The sequence below is a fragment of the Mesorhizobium sp. M7A.F.Ca.CA.004.12.1.1 genome (assembly GCF_003997835.1).
In the GTDB taxonomy this organism is placed as follows: domain Bacteria; phylum Pseudomonadota; class Alphaproteobacteria; order Rhizobiales; family Rhizobiaceae; genus Mesorhizobium.
In genome coordinates this window covers 1-17446 of record NZ_RZRK01000020.1, presented here as the reverse complement: position 1 = coordinate 17446, position 17446 = coordinate 1, and the positions used below count along the sequence as shown (strand labels likewise).

Below are 17446 nucleotides of genomic sequence, written 5' to 3'. Positions count from 1 at the left end.
GGATCTCGTTTGCCGTCGTCAGGATACGGCTCGGCGTAGCATCCTCGTAGCGCAACTCCCACCACCACTGGTGCCCGGTCACCCTGATTGTCAGCACAGCCTCCGAGCCTATCGCAGCCAGCGTCCTGTTGGCGAAAAAGCTTAGCAGCGTCAGTCCGATCAGGATGATGGCGGTCAGCCCGACGGCGGACGCGACCACGCGCATCTTGCGGCGTTCGGCCGCTTCGTCGAGTAAGAGGGGTTCATCGCCGGGACGCGATCGCATAACCAGCGGTGCTGCGAGAGCGATCATCACCAGCACCCACACAACCGCGCAAAGCGCGGTGAAGAACCAGATCAGCCAAGCCAACTCGCCGGCTGCGGGGCCTTTCGGATCCAGCGCCGACTGCCAGCCTGCGCATCCCTGCAGAAGAAGCAGGACACAGAGGGCGAAGGCCACCGAGGCCGGGCGCTTCACGGTGATTTGCCCAGTGTCGCGGCATCCGGCAGACGGTTTTCCGAGGGATGCACCATCATGCCGTCATTGCGTTGCGGCGCGGCGGAGGAGGGCGCGTTGCCGCCCAGTGCACGCACATATGCCGCCAGCTCCCATATCTGGTCATCGGGTATCTTCTGGCCGAAGCTCGGCATCCCGTTCGGCCTGCCGTCGCGGATCGTGGCGTGGATGCTTTCGATCGAGCTGCCGTAGAGCCACTTCTCGTCCATGAGCGCCGGGCCCATGCCGCCACCGCCATTGGCATGGCAGCCCGAGCAGTTGAACCAGCCGAACAGGCGTTTGCCCTCGCTCATGTGGAAGGCGTTGGCCTCGAAGCTCGCCGCCTTGTTATCGGTGGGGGAGGGTCGCTGTCCGCCCGGCTCCAACGTGGTCACGGGCGTCGGCTGCTCACCTGAGCCGAGTGCCGATTGCGGTCGCGTGTCGCGCTCCTCGCGCTGGCAGGCGACCAGGGCCAGCGTCAAGGGCAGTAACATCGCCAGAGCCTGCCTCATCGCGCCGGACTCCCGGCCATGTCCAGACGCGGTACGCCGTATTGCGCCAGAACCGCGTCGATCTCGGCCTTGTGTCTGGCAAGCGCGCTATTCACATCGCCACGCAGCGCATCGTCCTCGCGCCGAACACCCATTGAGATGTCGTACATTAGCGGCAGTTGCGGTCCGTCGATGCGAGGCGTGACCGGCGTGATCCGGAGCGACACCTTTTGCCTCTCGGCGAAATAGCCGGCGAGCGGACCCCAAACCACGGCAAGATCGATCTCGCCGTTCGCAACAGCTTCGACGATGCGCGCCGGAGGGTTGGGAGCGGAGTAGTCGCCATAGACGGGGTAGCCGATGAGGTGCCCGACGATGCCGCGGCGGCCAAGCGCCTGGACAGGCGGCGAGTTGGCGCCGTCGTCGCCGATGAGCTGAACACCGATACGCAATTCTTGCAACCGCGGGTCGTTGAAGGAGGCCACGTCCGGGCCGTCCTGGCGGGTTACGAAGACATAAGACGAACGGTAGTAAGGCGTGGTCGTGCGCAGCATTTCGAGATTGGCAGGCGTGCCGGGCACGAGATCGCAAAGGCCTGCCTTCAGCGTGTTGCGGATGAAGCCACGCCGCTGCGCCCACCAAGTGTACGTCAGCTTGGCGCCGAGATCAGTGGCGATAATTTCCGCGATCCTGTTCTCGAAGCCTTGACCGGCCGCGTTGGAAAACGGCATGTTGTTCGGGTCGGCGCACACTCTCAACTCACGTGGACTGGCAATAGCCGGCAAGAGCAACAAGGCGAGCCCGGCCATGCCGATCGCCACCCGTTGGAACGCCTTTCGCGCCGGACGTACGGTCAAGTCCGATCCATCAAGGCAGCCGGAACACATAAAGCGTGCCTCCCGCCGTGGTAGCGTTCTTTAGATCCTTCATCGCGTTGACGAAGCCAAGTGCCGCGGTGGCATCGCGTGGGTCGAGGTCGCCGGAAACGATGGCACCGGCCCAGCCACCGACGCCTGACAGAATTGCGACATATTGGTGCCCATCGGGGCCGCGATAGGTTATCGGCTGGCCGATGATGCCGGACGATGTCTTGAATTGCCAAAGGAGGTCGCCAGTCCTGGCGCTGACCGCCTTGAACCAGCCTTCCATGGTGCCGTAAAAGACGACATCGCCGGCAGTGACGACGGTGCCGCTCCACACCGGAAAGTTCTCCTTCAGGACCCAGGCCGGCTTGGCGGCGGCAACATCCCAGGCGGTGAAGGCACCACGATTGCCGCCCGGCCCGGGGATCATGCGTACGTTCATGCCGACATAGGGCGTGCCTGCGATGTAGTTTACCTCGACGCCTTCTTCATCCATGCAGAGATTGTTGTGGGGGATGTAGAGCAGGCCGGTCCTCGGCGAAAAGGCCGATGGCTGCCAGTCCTTGAGGCCGGACGCTGTCGGGCAAATGTCTCGCACCACCTTGCCGGTGCCGGTTCTCTTGTCGGGGTTTGCAATCAGGCGGCCGGTCTTCAGGTCGACGCCCTTGCTGGAATTGACCGGGCCATAGGCTGTGGCCGACAGCACCTCGCCAGTGGTCCGATCGAGGATATAGAGGTAGCCGTTGCGTTCCGGTCGGACGAGGACCTTGCGCGGCTTGCCTTGCCAGGTCATGTCCAAAAGGATCTGCTCGTTGATGCCGTCATAGTCATGGAGGTCATGCGGGCTCCACTGATAGAACCACTTCGCCGCTCCGGTATCGGGATCACGCGCGAAAATACCGGACGTCCATTTGTTGTCGCCGGGCCGCAAATCCGGATTCCACGGTCCTGGATTGCCTGTGCCGTGGAAAATCAAGTTCAAGTCCGGATCGTAGGAGATCCAGCCCCACATATTGCCGCCGCCGATCTTCCAGGCTTCCGGCGGCCATGTCGTCACGCCAAGGTCTGTGCCCTTGTCCATGTCATAGTGGGGCTTGAAGTCCGGGCCGATCAGCACATCCTTGTCGGGTCCAGTGCCATAAGCCGTCCAGACAATATGCCCGTCTCCGGCATCCAGCGCCTTGACCCAGCCGCGGACGCCCATTTCGCCGCCGGAATTGCCGACCAAAACTTTGCCCTTCACCACCAGCGGAGCCATGGTGATGGTCTCGCCGATGTTGATGTTGCCGATATGAGCGTTCCAGATCGGTTTGCCTGTGTTGGCGTCGAGGGCGATCGTGTGGCCGTCCAGCGTGTTGAAGAAGATGCGCCCGTCGGCGAAGGCCGCGCCGCGGTTGACGACATCGCAGCAGGCCACCCCTTGTGCCGCCGGCTCGGGGTTGGGCTCGTACTTCCACTTCATCGGCGCGCCGGGCCTGGAAAGGTCGAGCGCGTAGACGATGTTGGGAAAGGGCGTGACGATGTACATGATGTTGCCGACAACCAGCGGCGCTGCTTCCTGGCCCTTGTTCACGCCGGTGGAGAAGGTGAAGGCGACCTGCAGGTTCTTGACGTTGCCTTCGTTGATCTCGGTCAGGTCGCTGAAGCGGGTCGACGCGTAGTTCTTGGCCGGCATTGTCCATTGCCCGTCATCGGGTGGCGCGGCGGCGGCGGGCGGCGCAATAGCCGCCGCCGATGGCGGCTCCGAGGCACCGCTCAGGAATGGGCCGCATGCCAGCAGCATCACCGAGAGTATGCAGGTGCGAAAAGAATTCTCGGTCGCCAATGCGCGGGCGCCTCGTCCTGCGTCAACGCGCGCCGGTGCCGGGTGCAGCGTGCCTTTCATTTGTGGATCGAGCCTCCCACGCCGGCGCCGAGCGCCGCCGCGATGTCAGCCTCGGTACCGGCACAAAGCGGATGGCCCCAACCCGAGGCGCTTTTGCCGCCGGGATCGAGATCGTAGACGATGGCGTCCTTGCGATTGGGATTGACCCCGGCGGGAACCTTGTCGAGGCCGAGCGCCGCGCGAACACGCCAGGCGACATTGTGATCGGCGCATGAGGAATCTCCGGAGACCCCGATCCCTCCGACGATGCTCTTGCCGTCATAGAGGGCAAGCCCGCCGCCAAACACAACGACGCCTCCAATCGGCTTGCCGACAAGGGGATCGCTGGCGCTTCCGAACGTTTTGGGATCGCCCGCATAGGCCGCGGCCTGGTTAACCGGATTGGTCTCCTGCAAGCCGAAAAGCGGCCCGCCAGGTTGCGCCCCCGCGTAGAGATTGGCCGTCGATAGGGCCATTTGCGCCAAGCTGAGCCCATTGGCCGTATTGGCCTTCTCTGCCGCGACGAGGCGACTGCCTGGCCATTGGGAATCGGCGGTGGGACCGCTGAAAGCGATCGCGCACACGGCGCCGTCGCGGGCAACGACAGCCGCCCATTCGTTAGTCTCAAAGCCTCCGTTGGCAGGTCCGCCGCTCGCTTTCACATTGGCCTTGAGGACAGCGAGCAGCTTATCGTGGTGGGCCGGGCAGGGCGCCTGTGCCATGGCTTGGCCCTGTGGGGACAGGCCACCCGCCAACACCAGGCCAAAGGCAGATAAGAAAAGCTGACAGCGGTACATTGTCCTGCCCATTGGTTCGAGCATCAAAGAATCATGGAGCACTCTGTCAGACTGGAGAATGCGAGAAAGAATCCGTGATCCAATGCCGTCGATGTCTAACTTGGGCGATGCAGGTATGTTCCTGCTTTTGGAAAAAATGCACAGTTCCCGTCCGGTGAATGGCAAGGTTGCCGTCTGTCCCGCCGGCTGCCGGCTCATCGCACCTAGTAAGCACTTGGCATTATCGGAGAAGCGGAGCGGTTGCGGGACCATACGGACGATCCACCCGGCAATGAGGGGTTAGCGTAGTCCGGAGTGCTTCGTAGTGGTTTTTCGCAGAAAAACCAACGGTTTGCGGTTCATCTCATTCACAATCGGACCCACATTATCAACTGAAGTCTTCGATTGCCTAAGTCGCTGATTTCTTTGGCCTCGTGCAAATCTGGGTGTAAGGGCAGCAGATCCATCTGACGGTGCTTTGACGGTAATTTTCGTACGCGACTCAACGTTCGAGAAAAGAACCGTCACCCAGTGCTCATGACAATACCTAGACACATATGGTCGTTGTCTTGTTCAGATGGTATCGATAACATGTCCTTCGCGTGGAGTTTGATTCCAAGGGGTGGCTCATGATCGATGCAGGACGCCGCAGAGACCTTGTGACCGAACGTCTAGCGCTTCCCTTGGGCAGGCCTCAGCCGGCCGGTGGAGCGGCATGATGGCCAAGGCTGCCTCATCTAGGCCCCTCGAAAGCCATGCGCCAACTATGGTTGACGTGGCGCTGCGGGCAGGTGTGTCCACCATGACCGTTTCACGCGCCCTGAAAGAGGGCAGCCGGGTTTCCAAGGCGACGCGGGAAAAGATCATGGCTGCGGTCAACGAGCTTGGTTACGTGCTCGACCAGTCAGCCGGTACCCTGTCCTCGCGCAAGACTGGATTTGTTGCTGCAATGGTTCCATCGCTCAACAATTCCAACTTCGCCGACACGGCGCGCGGTATTACGGATGAACTGGAGAGCACGGGACTCCAGCTTCTTCTCGGCTACACCGACTACACGGTCGAGAAGGAGGAAAAGCTGATCGAAGCGATGCTCCGCCGACGGCCGGAAGGCATCATAATGACTGGAGGAGCCCATACGGAGCGCGCCCGCCGCCTTCTTGATAACGCGGGCATCCCGGTAGTCGAAACCTGGGAGTTGCCGTCGAAACCCATCGATCAGGTGGTCGGGTTCTCCAACGAAGAGGCGATGGGGCTTCTCGTCAAAACGCTGGCCAGGAAAGGCTATCGAAAATTCGGCTACATCGGTGGCACGACCTCGCGCGACACGCGCGGCAGCCAGCGGCGCGAAGGCTTTGTCCGAGCCATCGAGGAACTCGGCCTGCCGACCGGCCGGCTTGTCTCCTTCGGCGTGCCACCGATCTCCATCGAACAAGGTGGCCAGGCGGTTGTGAGCATGCTGGAACGCTGGCCGGACACCGAGGCCGTGCTCTGCGTTTCCGATCTCTCGGCCTTTGGCGCGCTGATGGAATGCAAGCGTCGTGGAATGCGGGTCCCGCAGGACATCGCCATTGCCGGCTTTGGCGACTATGAGGTTGCCGCCTTCTGCCATCCCGGCATCACAACCGTGAACGTGGACTGCTATGGCATCGGACAACAAGCTGCCCGCAGGCTTATCCAGATCATCCGCGGCGGCGAAAAGAAGCACGAACAGGAAATCATCCTGACCGGGTATCGCGTCGTCGAGCGCGAAAGCACCTGAACTCCTTCAGCAAATTCCAAAACAGTAAAGGCATAGCGATGTTTCGAAAGACCATCAGCCTCACGCATGACGGCGCGTTGAAAGCCGTGGCTGCCGGAGCCGCACGCGCCGTCACGATAGGGGTGCCGCAATGTCTTGTGGTTGTCGATGCAAGCGGCGAGACCATCGCCAGCCTGCGTATGGACGGCGCACGGTTCCTGAGCCTGCACACGGCGCGGGCAAAGGCGCGCACGGCGGCGTCGATCAACGCCGCCACCGGCGGCATGGCGCCCGAAGCAGCAACCTTGGCTGGGATCGCCTCACAGGGCGGCGTGACCAATTTGCCTGGCGGCCTGCCGATCCGCTTCGATGGCCGCCTGGCGGGCGCCATCGGTGTCGGTTCGGGAACCGGCGAGCAGGATTTCGACGTGGCACGCGCCGCGCTGGCGGCGATCGGCGCCGACGCGATTTAAAGGCGATGTGTTGATGCGCTTCCAGCGCATCCGAAGGATCTTCAGAACGCGATCTGGACCTTCATCGACCTGTTGCGGTCACCAGCGATCTCGAAAGCGGTAACCGCCTCGTCGAGCGGATAGATGCCTGATAGCAGCGGTTTGACATCCACCCGGCGGTGGTTGATCAGGTCGACGGCGAGCGCGAATTCCTCGTGAAAACGGAAGCTGCCGCGCATCTCGATCTCTTTGGCGACGATCAGGTTCTGCGGGAGAGACACGTCGCCGCCAAGGCCGAGCTGCATCAGCACGCCGCGCGGCTTCAGCACGTCGAGTCCGGCCCGTGCCGCGCGCTCGTTGCCGGAGCATTCGAACATCACGTCGAAACTGCCCTTTTCGATGTTATAGGCAGCGAGCTTGTCGGCGTCGGTGGCGACATTGATGGTGCGGTCAGCGCCGATCTCCCGAGCCTTTTCCAGCACGGCATCCATGACGTCGGTGACGATGATTTCGCGCGCGCCGTGGGCTCTGGCTGCCAGGATGCAAAGCGCGCCGATCGGCCCGCAGCCGGTGACCAGAACGCGTTTGCCGAGCAGCGAGCCGGCGCGGTTCAGGGCATGCAGCGTAACCGCAAAAGGCTCGGCGAAAGCGGCCTCGTTGATGGAGATATGGTCGGCGATTTTATGACATTGCCACGCCTCCGCGATCAGGCGCTGGCGGAACGCCCCTTGTATATGGGGCATCGGCATGGCGCTGCCATAGAAGCGCATGTTGAGGCATTGGTTCTGCATGCCTTGCAGGCAGTAGCGGCAGGCGTTGCAGGGTCGGCTGGGCGAGATCGCGACGCGGTCGCCGACAGCGAGTGTGGAAACGCCGCCGCCGATGACCTTTACTGTGCCGGCAACCTCGTGGCCGAGGATCATCGGTTCGCGCAGGCGAATCGCGCCGAAGCCGCCATGGTTATAGTAGTGCAGGTCCGAGCCGCAGATGCCGCCGGCTTCGACCGCGATCTCGACCTGTCCGGCGCCGGGGGAGCCCGGATCGGTCTCCTCTATCCGCAGGTCTTTTATCGCGTGGATGACGATCGACTTCATGATGGAATCTCTTTCTCAAACGACCGGTGTCAGCAAGGTCTGTCCGCCGAAATGGGCCGCGAGATTGTCGCGAACGAGCTGACCCATTGCCTTGCGGGTCTCCACCGTGCCGCTGGCGTGGTGCGGTTGCAGCACGACATTGGAAAGCTTCAGGAAGCGATCGTCGATCGTTGGCTCGTTCCAGAACACGTCAAGGCCGGCGCCCTTTATGGCACTGGATTCCAGGGCCGCGAGCAACGCGGTCTCGTCAACCGTGCTGCCGCGCGAAATATTTATGACGATGCCGTCAGGCCCGAGTGCAGCCAGAACATCCGCATCGATGATGTGCTTCGTGCTGTCGCCGCCAGCGAGCGTCACAATCATGAATTCACTCTGTCGCGCCAGTTCGACCAGATCGCCAACGAATGCGTAGGGCAAGTCATCGCGCTTACGCACGTCGAAATAGGCGACAGCGCAGTCGAAGGCTGCGGCGCGCCTGGCCACCGCCGCGCCGACGCGGCCCATGCCGACAATGCCCAGCCTTTTCCCGCAAACGCGCGTCACCAGCGGCATGTTGGCCTTGCGCCAGCTGCCATCGCGGACGTAGGCGTCGGCCTGCGGGATCTTGCGCGCCACTGCCAGCAGCAGCCCGATGCCGATATCGGCCACGTCCTCGGTCAGCACGTCAGGCGTGTTGGTGACGCGGATGCCGTTTGCCCTGGCGTAAGCAAGGTCGATGGCGTCGGTGCCGACGCCATAGCAGGAGACGATTTCAAGCTTCGGCAGTTTCGCCATCAGCGCCGCACTTGCCCCAAGCTCGCCGCGCGTTGCGATGGCACGAATCGCGCCAGCTCGGCTTGCGATAAGCGCGTCCTTGTCCTCCGCCTGCCAGAGCTTGTGAACGCGATATCTCGCCTCGAGGTCTTCCATGTCCCAATCCGGATAGGGGCCGGTCATCAATATATCGGTCATGGCGTCGTCTCCTCAGCAAGTTCATTTTTCCCATTGACTATGTTATCGATAACATTCATGTCAATAGGCACTGGCGGCGGCGCGGTGGAAATCATATCCGCTTCAGGGGACAGTCCTCAGGAGGAGCGCATGAGCAGTTCGTTGTTCGATTTGACCGGCATGCGGGCGCTGGTCACCGGCTCGGGTCAGGGGATCGGCCTGGCGCTGGCAGAGGGGCTGGCGCAGCACGGCGCCGAAATCGTGCTGAACGGGCGCAACGCTGAAAAAGTCGCGGCCGCTGCCGATGCGCTGGTGGCCCGGGGATACAAGGCTCGCGTGGCGGTCTTCGACGTGACCGATCACGCTGCGGTCGTCAAAGGCGTCGCCGAGATCGAGGCGACGATCGGCGCCATCGACATTTTGATCAACAATGCCGGCATGCAGTTTCGTATGCCGCTCGAGGACTTCCCTGCGGACAAATGGGACGAGCTGCTGCGCACCAACATCTCCAGCGTGTTTTTCGTCGGGCAGGCGGTGGCGCGGTACATGATTGCGCGCAAGTGCGGCAAGATCATCAACATCGCCTCGGTACAAAGCGAGTTGGCCCGCACGAACATCGCGCCCTATACCGCCACGAAGGGAGCGGTGCGCAATCTGACGCGCGGCATGTGCGCCGACTGGGCCAAGCATGGCCTGCAGATCAATTCCATCGCGCCGGGCTATTTCAAGACGCCGCTCAACCAGGCGCTGGTCGACAATCCCGAATTTTCGACATGGCTGACCAACCGAACGCCGGCCGGACGCTGGGGCGATGTCGGCGAACTGATCGGCGCGGCAGTCTTCCTGGCCGGACCGGCCTCATCCTTTGTCAACGGACACACGCTCTATGTCGATGGCGGCATCACGACCTGTCTTTGAGCCCGCACTCATCGTCGTGATGGGTGTCAGCGGCTGCGGCAAGACCAGAATCGGAGTCGAGATTGCGGAGCGGCTCGGCCTCCCCTTCATCGAAGGCGACACGCTGCATCCGCCCGGCAATGTCGAAAAGATGTCGGCCGGCATCCCGCTCGCCGATGACGATCGCTGGCCGTGGCTGGATCTGGTGGGTGCAGCCTTGCGCCAGGCGAACGAGGAGGGCCGTGGGCTTGTCGTAAGCTGCTCAGCGCTGAAGGAATCCTACCGTGATCGGCTTCGCCATGCGGTGGGCGGGTCGGCGGTTTTCATATTCTTGGAGGGGTCGCGCGCGCTGCTGCAAGCCAGACTCGCCGAGCGTGGCGGCCATTTCTTTCCGCCGGCGCTGCTCGATAGCCAATTCGCTGCGCTGGAAAATCCGGATGGTGAGAAGCTAGTGGTCACCGTGGATATCAACGCTCCGGTCTACAGCATAGTCGACGCGGCTTTGGAGGGGCTGGGCACTCTCAGTGTCGCACCCGCTGCCGGGACAAAGAGAGAGGCACGTTGACATGACAGAAGCAGCACAAATCGCCGTTGTCGGCGCCGGCATCATGGGATCGGCGATTGCCACCCGCCTGATCGAGACCAAGCAGACCGTCACGATGTTCGATCTGGACAAGGCCAAGGTTGCCGCCCTGACCGCGAAGGGTGCGGCAGCCGCCGCGTCTGTCGCCGAGGCGACACACGCCAGCAGCTTCGTCATCCTCAGCCTCAACCATGCCGATATCGTGCGTTCGGTGGTGTTTGGCGACGGCGGTGTCGCGGCTGCGGCGTCGTCCGAAAAGCTGCTGATCGACATGTCGTCGATCGACCCGGCCGACACCGCTGAGATGGCGAAGAAGCTCTTTGCCGAGACCGGCATGAAATGGCTCGACTGTCCGCTGTCGGGCGGCGTTCCCGGTGCGCTCGCCGGCCGGCTGACCGTCATGGCGGGCGGCGAGGCGGCAGACTTCGAACACGCGCGCACGGTGATGCGGCATCTCTGCGCCAACTACACGCTGATGGGGCCGAGCGGGGCAGGGCAGACAACCAAGCTGATCAACCAGCTTTTCTGCGCGGTGCTGTTCCAGGCCGTCGCCGAAGCGGTGAAACTCGCCGAAGCCGGCGGCGTCGATCCCAAGGCCATCCCGGCGGCGCTGAAGGGCGGCAGGGCCGATTCCAGCATCATGCAGGAGTTCATGGCAAAGTTTGCCGCTCGCGATTTTTCAGCCACCGGACGCATCGACAACATGCTGAAGGACCTCGATTCGCTGCAGGCCTTTGCGCTGAAGACCAAGACGCCGATGCCGATGACCGGGCAGGTGGTCGAGATCCATCGCCTGCTCTGCGCGGCCGGGCTGGGGTCTAAGGATTCGGCTGAAATGATGCGCCTGCTCGACGGCAAGACCAGCTGAGCGGCGAGCCCTGGACTTTGTCGCTTGACGCTCAGAAATGTTATCGATAACATCATTTGGCGATCTTGGGAGGAACGCTTGTGTCTGAGGAAAAATTGATCGAATTCAAGTCGATTACCAAGGAGTTCGGCGGCACCCGCGCGCTCTCCGACGTGTCGCTCGATCTGCACAAGGGCGAGATCCTGGCACTGCTCGGCGAGAACGGCGCCGGTAAGTCGACGCTGATCAAGACGCTTGCCGGCATCTACCGTCCCGATGGCGGCAGCATCCTGTTTCGCGGCGAGCCTTATCATCATCGCCCGCCGCGGCCGAACCAGCGCCAATCCGTCGCCTTCATTCACCAGGATCTCGGCCTGATCGAGTGGATGACGGTCGGCGAAAATGTCGGCCTCGCGCAGGGATTTTCGCTGCGCTCCGGTCTCATCGACTGGCGCTCCACCGAAAAGCGGGCGCACGAGGCGCTGAAGCTTGTCGGCTGCGATTTCGATCCGACGACGCGCGTCCAGGATCTAACGCGTACCGAAAAATCGCTGGTCGCCATCGCCCGCGCTCTGGCCACCGAGGCCGATGTTCTGGTGCTCGATGAGCCGACCGCCAGTCTCCCGGCCGACGAGGTCGATCGCCTGTTCGACGCCATCCGCCCGCTCAAGCAGCGCGGTGTCGGCATGATCTATGTCTCGCATCGCCTCGACGAGATTTTCCGCATCGCCGACCGCGTTGCCGTGCTGCGCGACGGCAGGCTGGTTGGCCAGAAGAAGGTCGCCGAGACCAAGCCGGACGAGCTGGTCGAGATGATCGTCGGCCGTCCGGTAAGCCAGGTTTTCAGCAAGGCTGAGACGCAGGCCGGCGAGACGGTGTGCGCTGTTCGCGACCTGGTCTGCGCCGGCGCCGGTCCGGTGTCGTTCGACGTGCGCAAGGGAGAGCTGCTCGGTCTGGTCGGATTGCGCGGCGCCGGACAGGAATTGGTCGGCCGCACGCTGTTCGGCTGCCAGGCCTTTTCCGGTTCGGTGACGATCAATGGCGCTATGCCCGATCTATCGAGCCCGATCGCGGCGATGGCGGCCGGCGTCGGCCTAATCGCCCGCGACCGGACGGAGGAATCCATCGCGGCCTCCTTGTCGATCCGCGAGAACAGTTTTCTCAATCCCGGTGCCGGCAAGCGCGGCCTGTTCTCATTCCTGGCGCCTCACAAGGAGGCTGCGCTGGCGCAAGTGATCGGCGGCTCGGTCGGGCTGCGCCCCAACGATCCGAACCTGCCCATCGAAGCGCTTTCGGGCGGAAACCAGCAAAAGGTGGTCGTCGGGCGCTGGCTCCACACCGGCCGCACATTGCTGATCGCCGAGGACCCCACTGCCGGCGTCGATGTCGGCGCCAAGGCCGAGATCTACCGGCTGATCGGCCGCGCACTTGAAGCCGGCCTCGCTGTGGTCGTGGTGTCGACCGATTTCGAGGAGATCGCCCATATCTGCCACCGCGCCTTGGTGTTTTCGCGCGGACAGATCGTGCGCGAACTCACCGGCAACGACCTGACCACATCCGCCGTGATCATTGCGGCATCGGCTTCCGAAGCCGCCTGAATTTTCTGGGAGCGAACCCATGCAATCGATCGAATCCAGTGCACTTGAACCAACCCGTGGCGAAATGGCGGGTTTGCCTTTGGGGCAGAAGATCGTCCGGCTGCTGCCGGTCTACGGGCTGGTGATCCTGACGGCGCTGCTCATCCTGTTGTTTTCGATCCTGCTGCCGAACACCTTTCCGACCCTGCTCAATTTGCGCTCGATCATCTCCGACAAGGCGATCATCGCCCTGCTGTCGCTCGCGGCGATGATTCCGATGGCGTCCGGGCGCATCGACCTCACCGTCGGCTACGGCATCGTGCTGTGGCACATCCTTGCCATCAGCCTGCAGACCATGTTCGGCGTTCCGTGGCCGCTGGCGGTGATCGTCGTGCTGCTTCTCGGCGCTGCAACCGGCTTCCTCAACGGACTGCTGGTGGAAGTCGCCCGCATCGACTCCTTCATCGCCACGCTCGGCACCGGCACCGTGCTCTACGCTCTGGCGCTCTGGCACACTGGCGGGCGGCAGGTCGTCGGCGTGTTGCCCGACGGCTTCTATGCGCTCAACGGCACGATGGTGTTCGGCCTGCCGATCACCGGCCTCTATGTCTTGGCGATTGCCGTCTCGCTGTGGATCATCCTCGAATATCTGCCGATCGGCCGCTACGTCTATGCCATCGGCGCCAATCCGAAGGCTGCTGCGCTGAACGGCATTCCGGTGCGCCGCTTCGTCATCGGCGCCTTCATTTCGTCGGGTTTCCTGACGGCACTGACAGGCGTCCTGCTCGCCTCCAAGCTGCGCATCGGCCAGGCCAGCGTCGGGCTGGAATATCTTCTGCCGGCCCTGGTCGGCGCCTTTCTCGGCTCGACCACCATCAAGCCTGGACGCGTCAATGTCTGGGGCACGATGACGGGCGTCGTCATCCTGGCGGTCGGCATTTCCGGCATCCAGCAGTTCGGCGGCTCTTTCTTCGTCGAACCGCTGTTCAACGGCGTGACGCTGCTCGTCGCCATCGGTATTGCCGGCTACGCCCAGCGCAAGCGCGGCGCGGCGCACAGGGCCAGGACCAAGACCGCAGAGCAGTCCTCGAAGTGACCAGCCGAACCATCCCGGGATCCATGAAATGAGCGACTACGAGATTCTGGACGACCGCTTCCGAAAGCTGACGATCGGGCATGCCAAGCTCGAACGGCTGTGGACCGGCAGCCGCTGGGCCGAGGGGCCGGTCTATGTTCCCGCGGCAAAGCATTTGCTGTGGTCGGACATCCCCAACGACAGGCTGCTGCGCTACGACGAAAGCGACGGTTCGGTCAGTGTCTTCGAAACCCCTTGCAACAACCAGAACGGCCACACGCTCGATGGCCAAGGCCGCGTCGTCGCCTGCGAGCATCGCGGCCGTCGCGTCTCCCGGCTCGAACATGATGGGCGCTGGCAGCCGCTTGTCGAAACCATCGACGGCAAGCGGCTCAATTCGCCCAACGATGTGGTGGTCAAATCCGATGGGACGATCTGGTTCACCGATCCAGTCTACGGCATCGACAGCCACTATGAAGGCATGATTGCCCGGCCGGAGATCGGCGCATCGCATGTCTACCGGTTCGATGAAGCAACCGGCGAGGTGAGTGCGGTCATCGCCGATCTGGTGCAGCCGAACGGGCTGGCTTTTTCGCCCGACGAGAGCATCCTCTACGTGTCGGATACCGGCGCAAGCCATGTTCAGGGCCTGCCGCGTGCGATCAAGACCTATGACGTCGCTGCGGACGGACGCTCGCTGCGGTCGCGCGGCACGCTGGCCGAATGCGAGGCAGGGTTCTTCGACGGGTTCCGCGTCGATCGCAATGGCAATATCTGGGCCTCGAGCGCCGACGCGGTTCGCGTCTACGCGCCGGACGGGACGCTTATCGGGCGCATCCCGGTTCCCGAAATCGTCTCCAATCTGTGCTTCGGCGGTCCGAAGCGCAACCGCCTCTACATCACCGCCCAGACGTCGCTCTATTCCATCTATGTCAACGCGCATCCAGCCGGCCTGAGCCCGGTGGCTGGGCAGATCAGCCAGTGACCTGGCGCCGAAATCGAGTTCCGGAAAGACCAGATAACTTTTTTGAAACCAGGGGAGGTACCAACATGCAACGCAGAACACTTCTGAAATCATCCGTCGCCTTGATGGCCACGACCGTCGCTGCTCCAGTCCTGTTCGCCGGCCACGCACGCGCAGACGCGATGGCCGACGCCATGGCGGTGGTCGAAAAATATGCGCAGAAAGTAACCGCCTGGGACGGCCCGACCACCGGTCCGAAGGCGCAGCCGGGCAAGACGATCGTCGTGCTCGCGGGTGACCTCAAGAACGGCGGCATTCTGGGCGTCACCACCGGCGTAGAGGAGGCAGCCAAGGCGATCGGCTGGGAGGTCAAGGTGATCGACGGCGCCGGCTCGATCGGTGGCCGCACCGCCGCCTTCGGCCAGGCGATGGCGTTGAAGCCGAATGGCATCGTCATTAACGGTTTCGACGCTGTCGAGCAGGCGCCGGCGCTGGAACAGGCTAAGGCCGCCGGCATCCCGCTGGTTTCCTGGCATGCCGGACCGGTGATCGGACCTGACGAAAAGAGCGGCGTCTTCGCCAATGTCTCGACCGACGCCATGCAGGTCTCCACGGCTGCGGCCGACTGGGCCTACACCGATGCCAAGGGCAAACCCGGCGTCGTGATCTTCACCGATTCGACCTACGCCATCGCCATCGCCAAGGCCGACATGATGAAGGCCGAAATCGAGCGGCTGGGCGGCAAGGTGCTCGAATATGTCGACACGCCGATCGCCGAGACCTCGCAGCGCATGCCGCAGCTGACCACGTCGCTGCTGCAGAAATACGGCGATGCCTGGACGCACTCGCTGGCGATCAACGACCTCTATTTCGACTTCATGGGACCTTCTCTGGCCGCCGCCGGCAAGGCCGGCACGGACGCGCCGATCAATGTCGCCGCCGGCGACGGTTCGGAATCGGCCTATCAGCGCATCCGCGCCGGCCAGTTCCAGAAGGTGACGGTCGCCGAACCGCTCAACCTGCAGGGCTGGCAACTGGTCGACGAACTGAACCGCGCCATCGCCGGTGAAAAATGGTCGGGCTATCTGTCGCCGCTGCATGTGGTGACGGCCGACAATGTCGAGTTCGACGGTGGCCCGAAGAATGCCTTCGACCCCGAAAATGGCTACCGCGACCAGTACAAGAAAATCTGGGGCAAATAAGCACGCACCAAGGCGGGCGTATCACCCGATGCGCCCGCAAGCCGACAGACGTCACAAGCACACAATCAGGAAAGCCTCGCCATGATCATTCGCTACGCCCTCTTCGAAGGTGAAATCCATCCCGGACAAGAGAGCGAGTTCCGGCGCTTCGTCAGGGACCGGCTGGTGCCGCTCTGGACTCAGTTTCCCGGCGCTGAGGAAGTGCGCGTTCTCGACGGTACGGCGCGCGACGAAGGCGCGCCCACCTACGCGATGGCGCTGGCCATTCGCTATCGGGACATGGACACCTGCAACCGGGCGCTTCAATCCGACGTAAGATTTAAAAGCCGGGAGGTCACCGGTGAACTGCTGAAGATGTTCACCGGCCGCGTGCATCACCATGTTTTCGAGGCAAATGAGTACGCACCGGTCTGATTGAGATCTTGATCGGAAACGCTCCCATTGCTGCGATCAGCGAATGCCGGTATCGGGGGTTGCGTATCCAAGATTTAAACCTGCGGACCAGACGTCGCCCATTGGCCGCGGAACCATACGGTACGATGCGGAAGATCTCTGATTTTCTGCCCAAGGAAAATTCAATAAAATCAACGTTCTCGCTACATCCTCCGGACCCACCATGACCATTGATTTCGAAGCGAAAATGCACACAACCTGAGCGGTGACGGTACTTTTCGAGACGGCATACGCGCCCCGCCAGACGCCGTTGTGCTGCAAAAATCATCCGATTGTTCTCGATAGTTGGTGAAACCTCAAAATATTTTTTGTTGCGATTTTCTCTTTAAAATCAATAGCGTAATTTTCTGACGGTTCTAGTGTCGTTCTTTTCCGCGTTTCAGGAAATATTTGAAAGTGATTTCAATGGGTTATATGGTCTTTAAATAATCGAGTGGGAGTAGGGGGACCGGCGGCAATGGCAAAGGTTCGGCACGTAGCGTCTCCGCTAGTGTGCCTACGCCAATGACCCCTTACCGGCCTCGATCGCCTTTCCAAAACAATCTGACGGCACTGAAACGTGGCTGTGCGTGGATGTAAAGCGTCCTCTCAGCTGTGTAGAGCCTTGGCGTACAATGGCGTGCAAATAGGCGGGTTTGGGCAGATTGCCGGCTCTGAACTCGCTGGCCAGTCCAAACGTTGCGTCGGTGTAAGCAGGCGCTATGGACAGCGCTTGCAAAAATGCGCTCCGCGCAGCCGGCGGGTCATTGATACCCAGTTCGATGAAACCCAGCGGAACAAGCGCGTCGGTATTTGCCGGCTGAAGAGCAAGGACACGCTTCAGCAACCCGGCGGCTTCTTCGAAATGCTGTTCCTGCCGGGCTTGACGCCTAGCGCATAAAGACTATCGGCCGTTTGTCCATGTGCCGCAGTCGCGCAGCGGAGATACACAACCGTGTATCCGGCAAGTGCGACAAGCCGCTTCTGGTGCATCAGACCTTCCCGCCGCGGTTATGATGGCTTGGTGCGACATTCGTGCCTTGCCCCTTCTCCAGGTTTCTTGCCTGCCGTGGCGGAAACCGTGTGCTGAAATTTCAAGGAAAGAACAAGAAATACTTCACTTTTGAAATATTGTTTTCTAAACTATCAGATTTAAATATGCTTAAAAAAATAATATCCCATATAC

Annotated in this window: 17 protein-coding genes and 1 pseudogene; 11 read left to right on the top strand and 7 right to left on the bottom strand. The window is 62.0% G+C overall.

What is annotated here, in order from left to right; translation table 11 throughout:
* The 5 genes and pseudogenes from EN984_RS02190 to EN984_RS02170 all read right to left on the bottom strand — a co-directional run.
* Nucleotides 1–457, bottom strand: a pseudogene (locus tag EN984_RS02190) (cytochrome c oxidase subunit II); the annotation flags it as partial.
* A complete protein-coding gene (locus tag EN984_RS02185) occupies nt 454–987 on the bottom strand; it encodes a c-type cytochrome (RefSeq protein ID WP_127268117.1) in 534 nt (177 codons plus the stop codon). The gene EN984_RS02185 and the pseudogene EN984_RS02190, both read right to left, overlap by 4 nt.
* The gene (locus EN984_RS02180) at nt 984–1775 is read right to left on the bottom strand and encodes a substrate-binding domain-containing protein (RefSeq protein ID WP_236383251.1); all 792 of its coding nucleotides are present in this window, start codon (nt 1773–1775) and stop codon (nt 984–986) included. The genes EN984_RS02185 and EN984_RS02180 overlap by 4 nt, the downstream gene beginning before the upstream one ends.
* Nucleotides 1776–1833: 58 nt before the next feature.
* A complete protein-coding gene (locus EN984_RS02175) occupies nt 1834–3714 on the bottom strand; it encodes a methanol/ethanol family PQQ-dependent dehydrogenase (RefSeq protein ID WP_127271841.1) in 1881 nt (626 codons plus the stop codon).
* Nucleotides 3711–4415 (bottom strand): heme-binding protein, encoded by a 705-nt coding sequence (locus EN984_RS02170; protein ID WP_127271842.1) that lies wholly within the window; start codon nt 4413–4415, stop codon nt 3711–3713. Before EN984_RS02170 ends, EN984_RS02175 begins: the two co-directional genes overlap by 4 nt.
* A gap of 769 nt (nt 4416–5184) precedes the next feature.
* Here EN984_RS02170 and EN984_RS02165 point away from each other — a divergent pair.
* Both EN984_RS02165 and EN984_RS02160 read left to right on the top strand, forming a co-directional pair.
* Nucleotides 5185–6228, top strand: a complete 1044-nt coding sequence (locus EN984_RS02165) for a LacI family DNA-binding transcriptional regulator (RefSeq protein ID WP_127268546.1) — start codon at nt 5185–5187, stop codon at nt 6226–6228.
* A 32-nt stretch (nt 6229–6260) separates the two neighbouring features.
* Nucleotides 6261–6680, top strand: coding sequence for a heme-binding protein (locus EN984_RS02160; protein ID WP_127268547.1), 420 nt, complete (start codon nt 6261–6263; stop codon nt 6678–6680).
* A gap of 41 nt (nt 6681–6721) precedes the next feature.
* Here EN984_RS02160 and EN984_RS02155 read toward each other — a convergent pair whose 3' ends face one another.
* Nucleotides 6722–7753, bottom strand: a complete 1032-nt coding sequence (locus EN984_RS02155; RefSeq protein WP_127268548.1) for an L-idonate 5-dehydrogenase — start codon at nt 7751–7753, stop codon at nt 6722–6724.
* 15 nt (nt 7754–7768) lie between these two features.
* The gene (locus EN984_RS02150) at nt 7769–8704 is read right to left on the bottom strand and encodes a 2-hydroxyacid dehydrogenase (protein WP_127268549.1); all 936 of its coding nucleotides are present in this window, start codon (nt 8702–8704) and stop codon (nt 7769–7771) included.
* A gap of 129 nt (nt 8705–8833) precedes the next feature.
* Between EN984_RS02150 and EN984_RS02145 the strand changes: the two genes are divergently transcribed.
* The 9 genes from EN984_RS02145 (at nt 8834) to EN984_RS38080 (ending at nt 17161) form a co-directional block, all read left to right on the top strand.
* On the top strand, nt 8834–9601 hold the full coding sequence (locus EN984_RS02145) for an SDR family oxidoreductase (RefSeq protein WP_127268550.1): 768 nt from the start codon (nt 8834–8836) through the stop codon (nt 9599–9601).
* On the top strand, nt 9570–10145 hold the full coding sequence (locus tag EN984_RS02140) for a gluconokinase (RefSeq protein WP_236383252.1): 576 nt from the start codon (nt 9570–9572) through the stop codon (nt 10143–10145). The genes EN984_RS02145 and EN984_RS02140 overlap by 32 nt, the downstream gene beginning before the upstream one ends.
* Nucleotide 10146: 1 nt before the next feature.
* Nucleotides 10147–11031 carry an NAD(P)-dependent oxidoreductase gene (locus tag EN984_RS02135; RefSeq protein WP_127268551.1) on the top strand — a complete coding sequence of 295 codons (885 nt, stop codon included), beginning with the start codon at nt 10147–10149 and terminating at the stop codon, nt 11029–11031.
* A gap of 80 nt (nt 11032–11111) precedes the next feature.
* Nucleotides 11112–12608, top strand: a complete 1497-nt coding sequence (locus tag EN984_RS02130; protein ID WP_127271839.1) for a sugar ABC transporter ATP-binding protein — start codon at nt 11112–11114, stop codon at nt 12606–12608.
* A 19-nt stretch (nt 12609–12627) separates the two neighbouring features.
* Nucleotides 12628–13683 carry an ABC transporter permease gene (locus EN984_RS02125; RefSeq protein WP_027036365.1) on the top strand — a complete coding sequence of 352 codons (1056 nt, stop codon included), beginning with the start codon at nt 12628–12630 and terminating at the stop codon, nt 13681–13683.
* Between the two features lie 28 nt (nt 13684–13711).
* On the top strand, nt 13712–14647 hold the full coding sequence (locus tag EN984_RS02120; protein WP_127268981.1) for an SMP-30/gluconolactonase/LRE family protein: 936 nt from the start codon (nt 13712–13714) through the stop codon (nt 14645–14647).
* Between the two features lie 65 nt (nt 14648–14712).
* Nucleotides 14713–15828, top strand: a complete 1116-nt coding sequence (locus tag EN984_RS02115; protein ID WP_127268982.1) for a substrate-binding domain-containing protein — start codon at nt 14713–14715, stop codon at nt 15826–15828.
* 81 nt (nt 15829–15909) lie between these two features.
* A complete protein-coding gene (locus tag EN984_RS02110) occupies nt 15910–16242 on the top strand; it encodes a hypothetical protein (protein WP_127268983.1) in 333 nt (110 codons plus the stop codon).
* A gap of 643 nt (nt 16243–16885) precedes the next feature.
* Entirely contained in the window at nt 16886–17161 is a 276-nt protein-coding gene (locus EN984_RS38080; RefSeq protein WP_128361818.1) for a hypothetical protein, read from the top strand.
* Nucleotides 17162–17446: the final 285 nt, after the last annotated feature.

Coding starts and splice junctions, on each gene's coding strand:
- EN984_RS02115 (WP_127268982.1), top strand. CDS start 14,713: ATGCAACGCAGAACACTTCTGAAATCATCCGTCGCCTTGATGGCCACG.
- EN984_RS02155 (WP_127268548.1), bottom strand. CDS start 7,753: ATGAAGTCGATCGTCATCCACGCGATAAAAGACCTGCGGATAGAGGAG.
- EN984_RS02185 (WP_127268117.1), bottom strand. CDS start 987: ATGAGGCAGGCTCTGGCGATGTTACTGCCCTTGACGCTGGCCCTGGTC.
- EN984_RS02175 (WP_127271841.1), bottom strand. CDS start 3,714: ATGAAAGGCACGCTGCACCCGGCACCGGCGCGCGTTGACGCAGGACGA.
- EN984_RS02135 (WP_127268551.1), top strand. CDS start 10,147: ATGACAGAAGCAGCACAAATCGCCGTTGTCGGCGCCGGCATCATGGGA.
- EN984_RS02165 (WP_127268546.1), top strand. CDS start 5,185: ATGATGGCCAAGGCTGCCTCATCTAGGCCCCTCGAAAGCCATGCGCCA.
- EN984_RS02170 (WP_127271842.1), bottom strand. CDS start 4,415: ATGGCACAGGCGCCCTGCCCGGCCCACCACGATAAGCTGCTCGCTGTC.
- EN984_RS02180 (WP_236383251.1), bottom strand. CDS start 1,775: ATGGCCGGGCTCGCCTTGTTGCTCTTGCCGGCTATTGCCAGTCCACGT.
- EN984_RS02110 (WP_127268983.1), top strand. CDS start 15,910: ATGATCATTCGCTACGCCCTCTTCGAAGGTGAAATCCATCCCGGACAA.
- EN984_RS02150 (WP_127268549.1), bottom strand. CDS start 8,704: ATGACCGATATATTGATGACCGGCCCCTATCCGGATTGGGACATGGAA.
- EN984_RS02125 (WP_027036365.1), top strand. CDS start 12,628: ATGCAATCGATCGAATCCAGTGCACTTGAACCAACCCGTGGCGAAATG.
- EN984_RS02145 (WP_127268550.1), top strand. CDS start 8,834: ATGAGCAGTTCGTTGTTCGATTTGACCGGCATGCGGGCGCTGGTCACC.
- EN984_RS02120 (WP_127268981.1), top strand. CDS start 13,712: ATGAGCGACTACGAGATTCTGGACGACCGCTTCCGAAAGCTGACGATC.
- EN984_RS02140 (WP_236383252.1), top strand. CDS start 9,570: ATGTCGATGGCGGCATCACGACCTGTCTTTGAGCCCGCACTCATCGTC.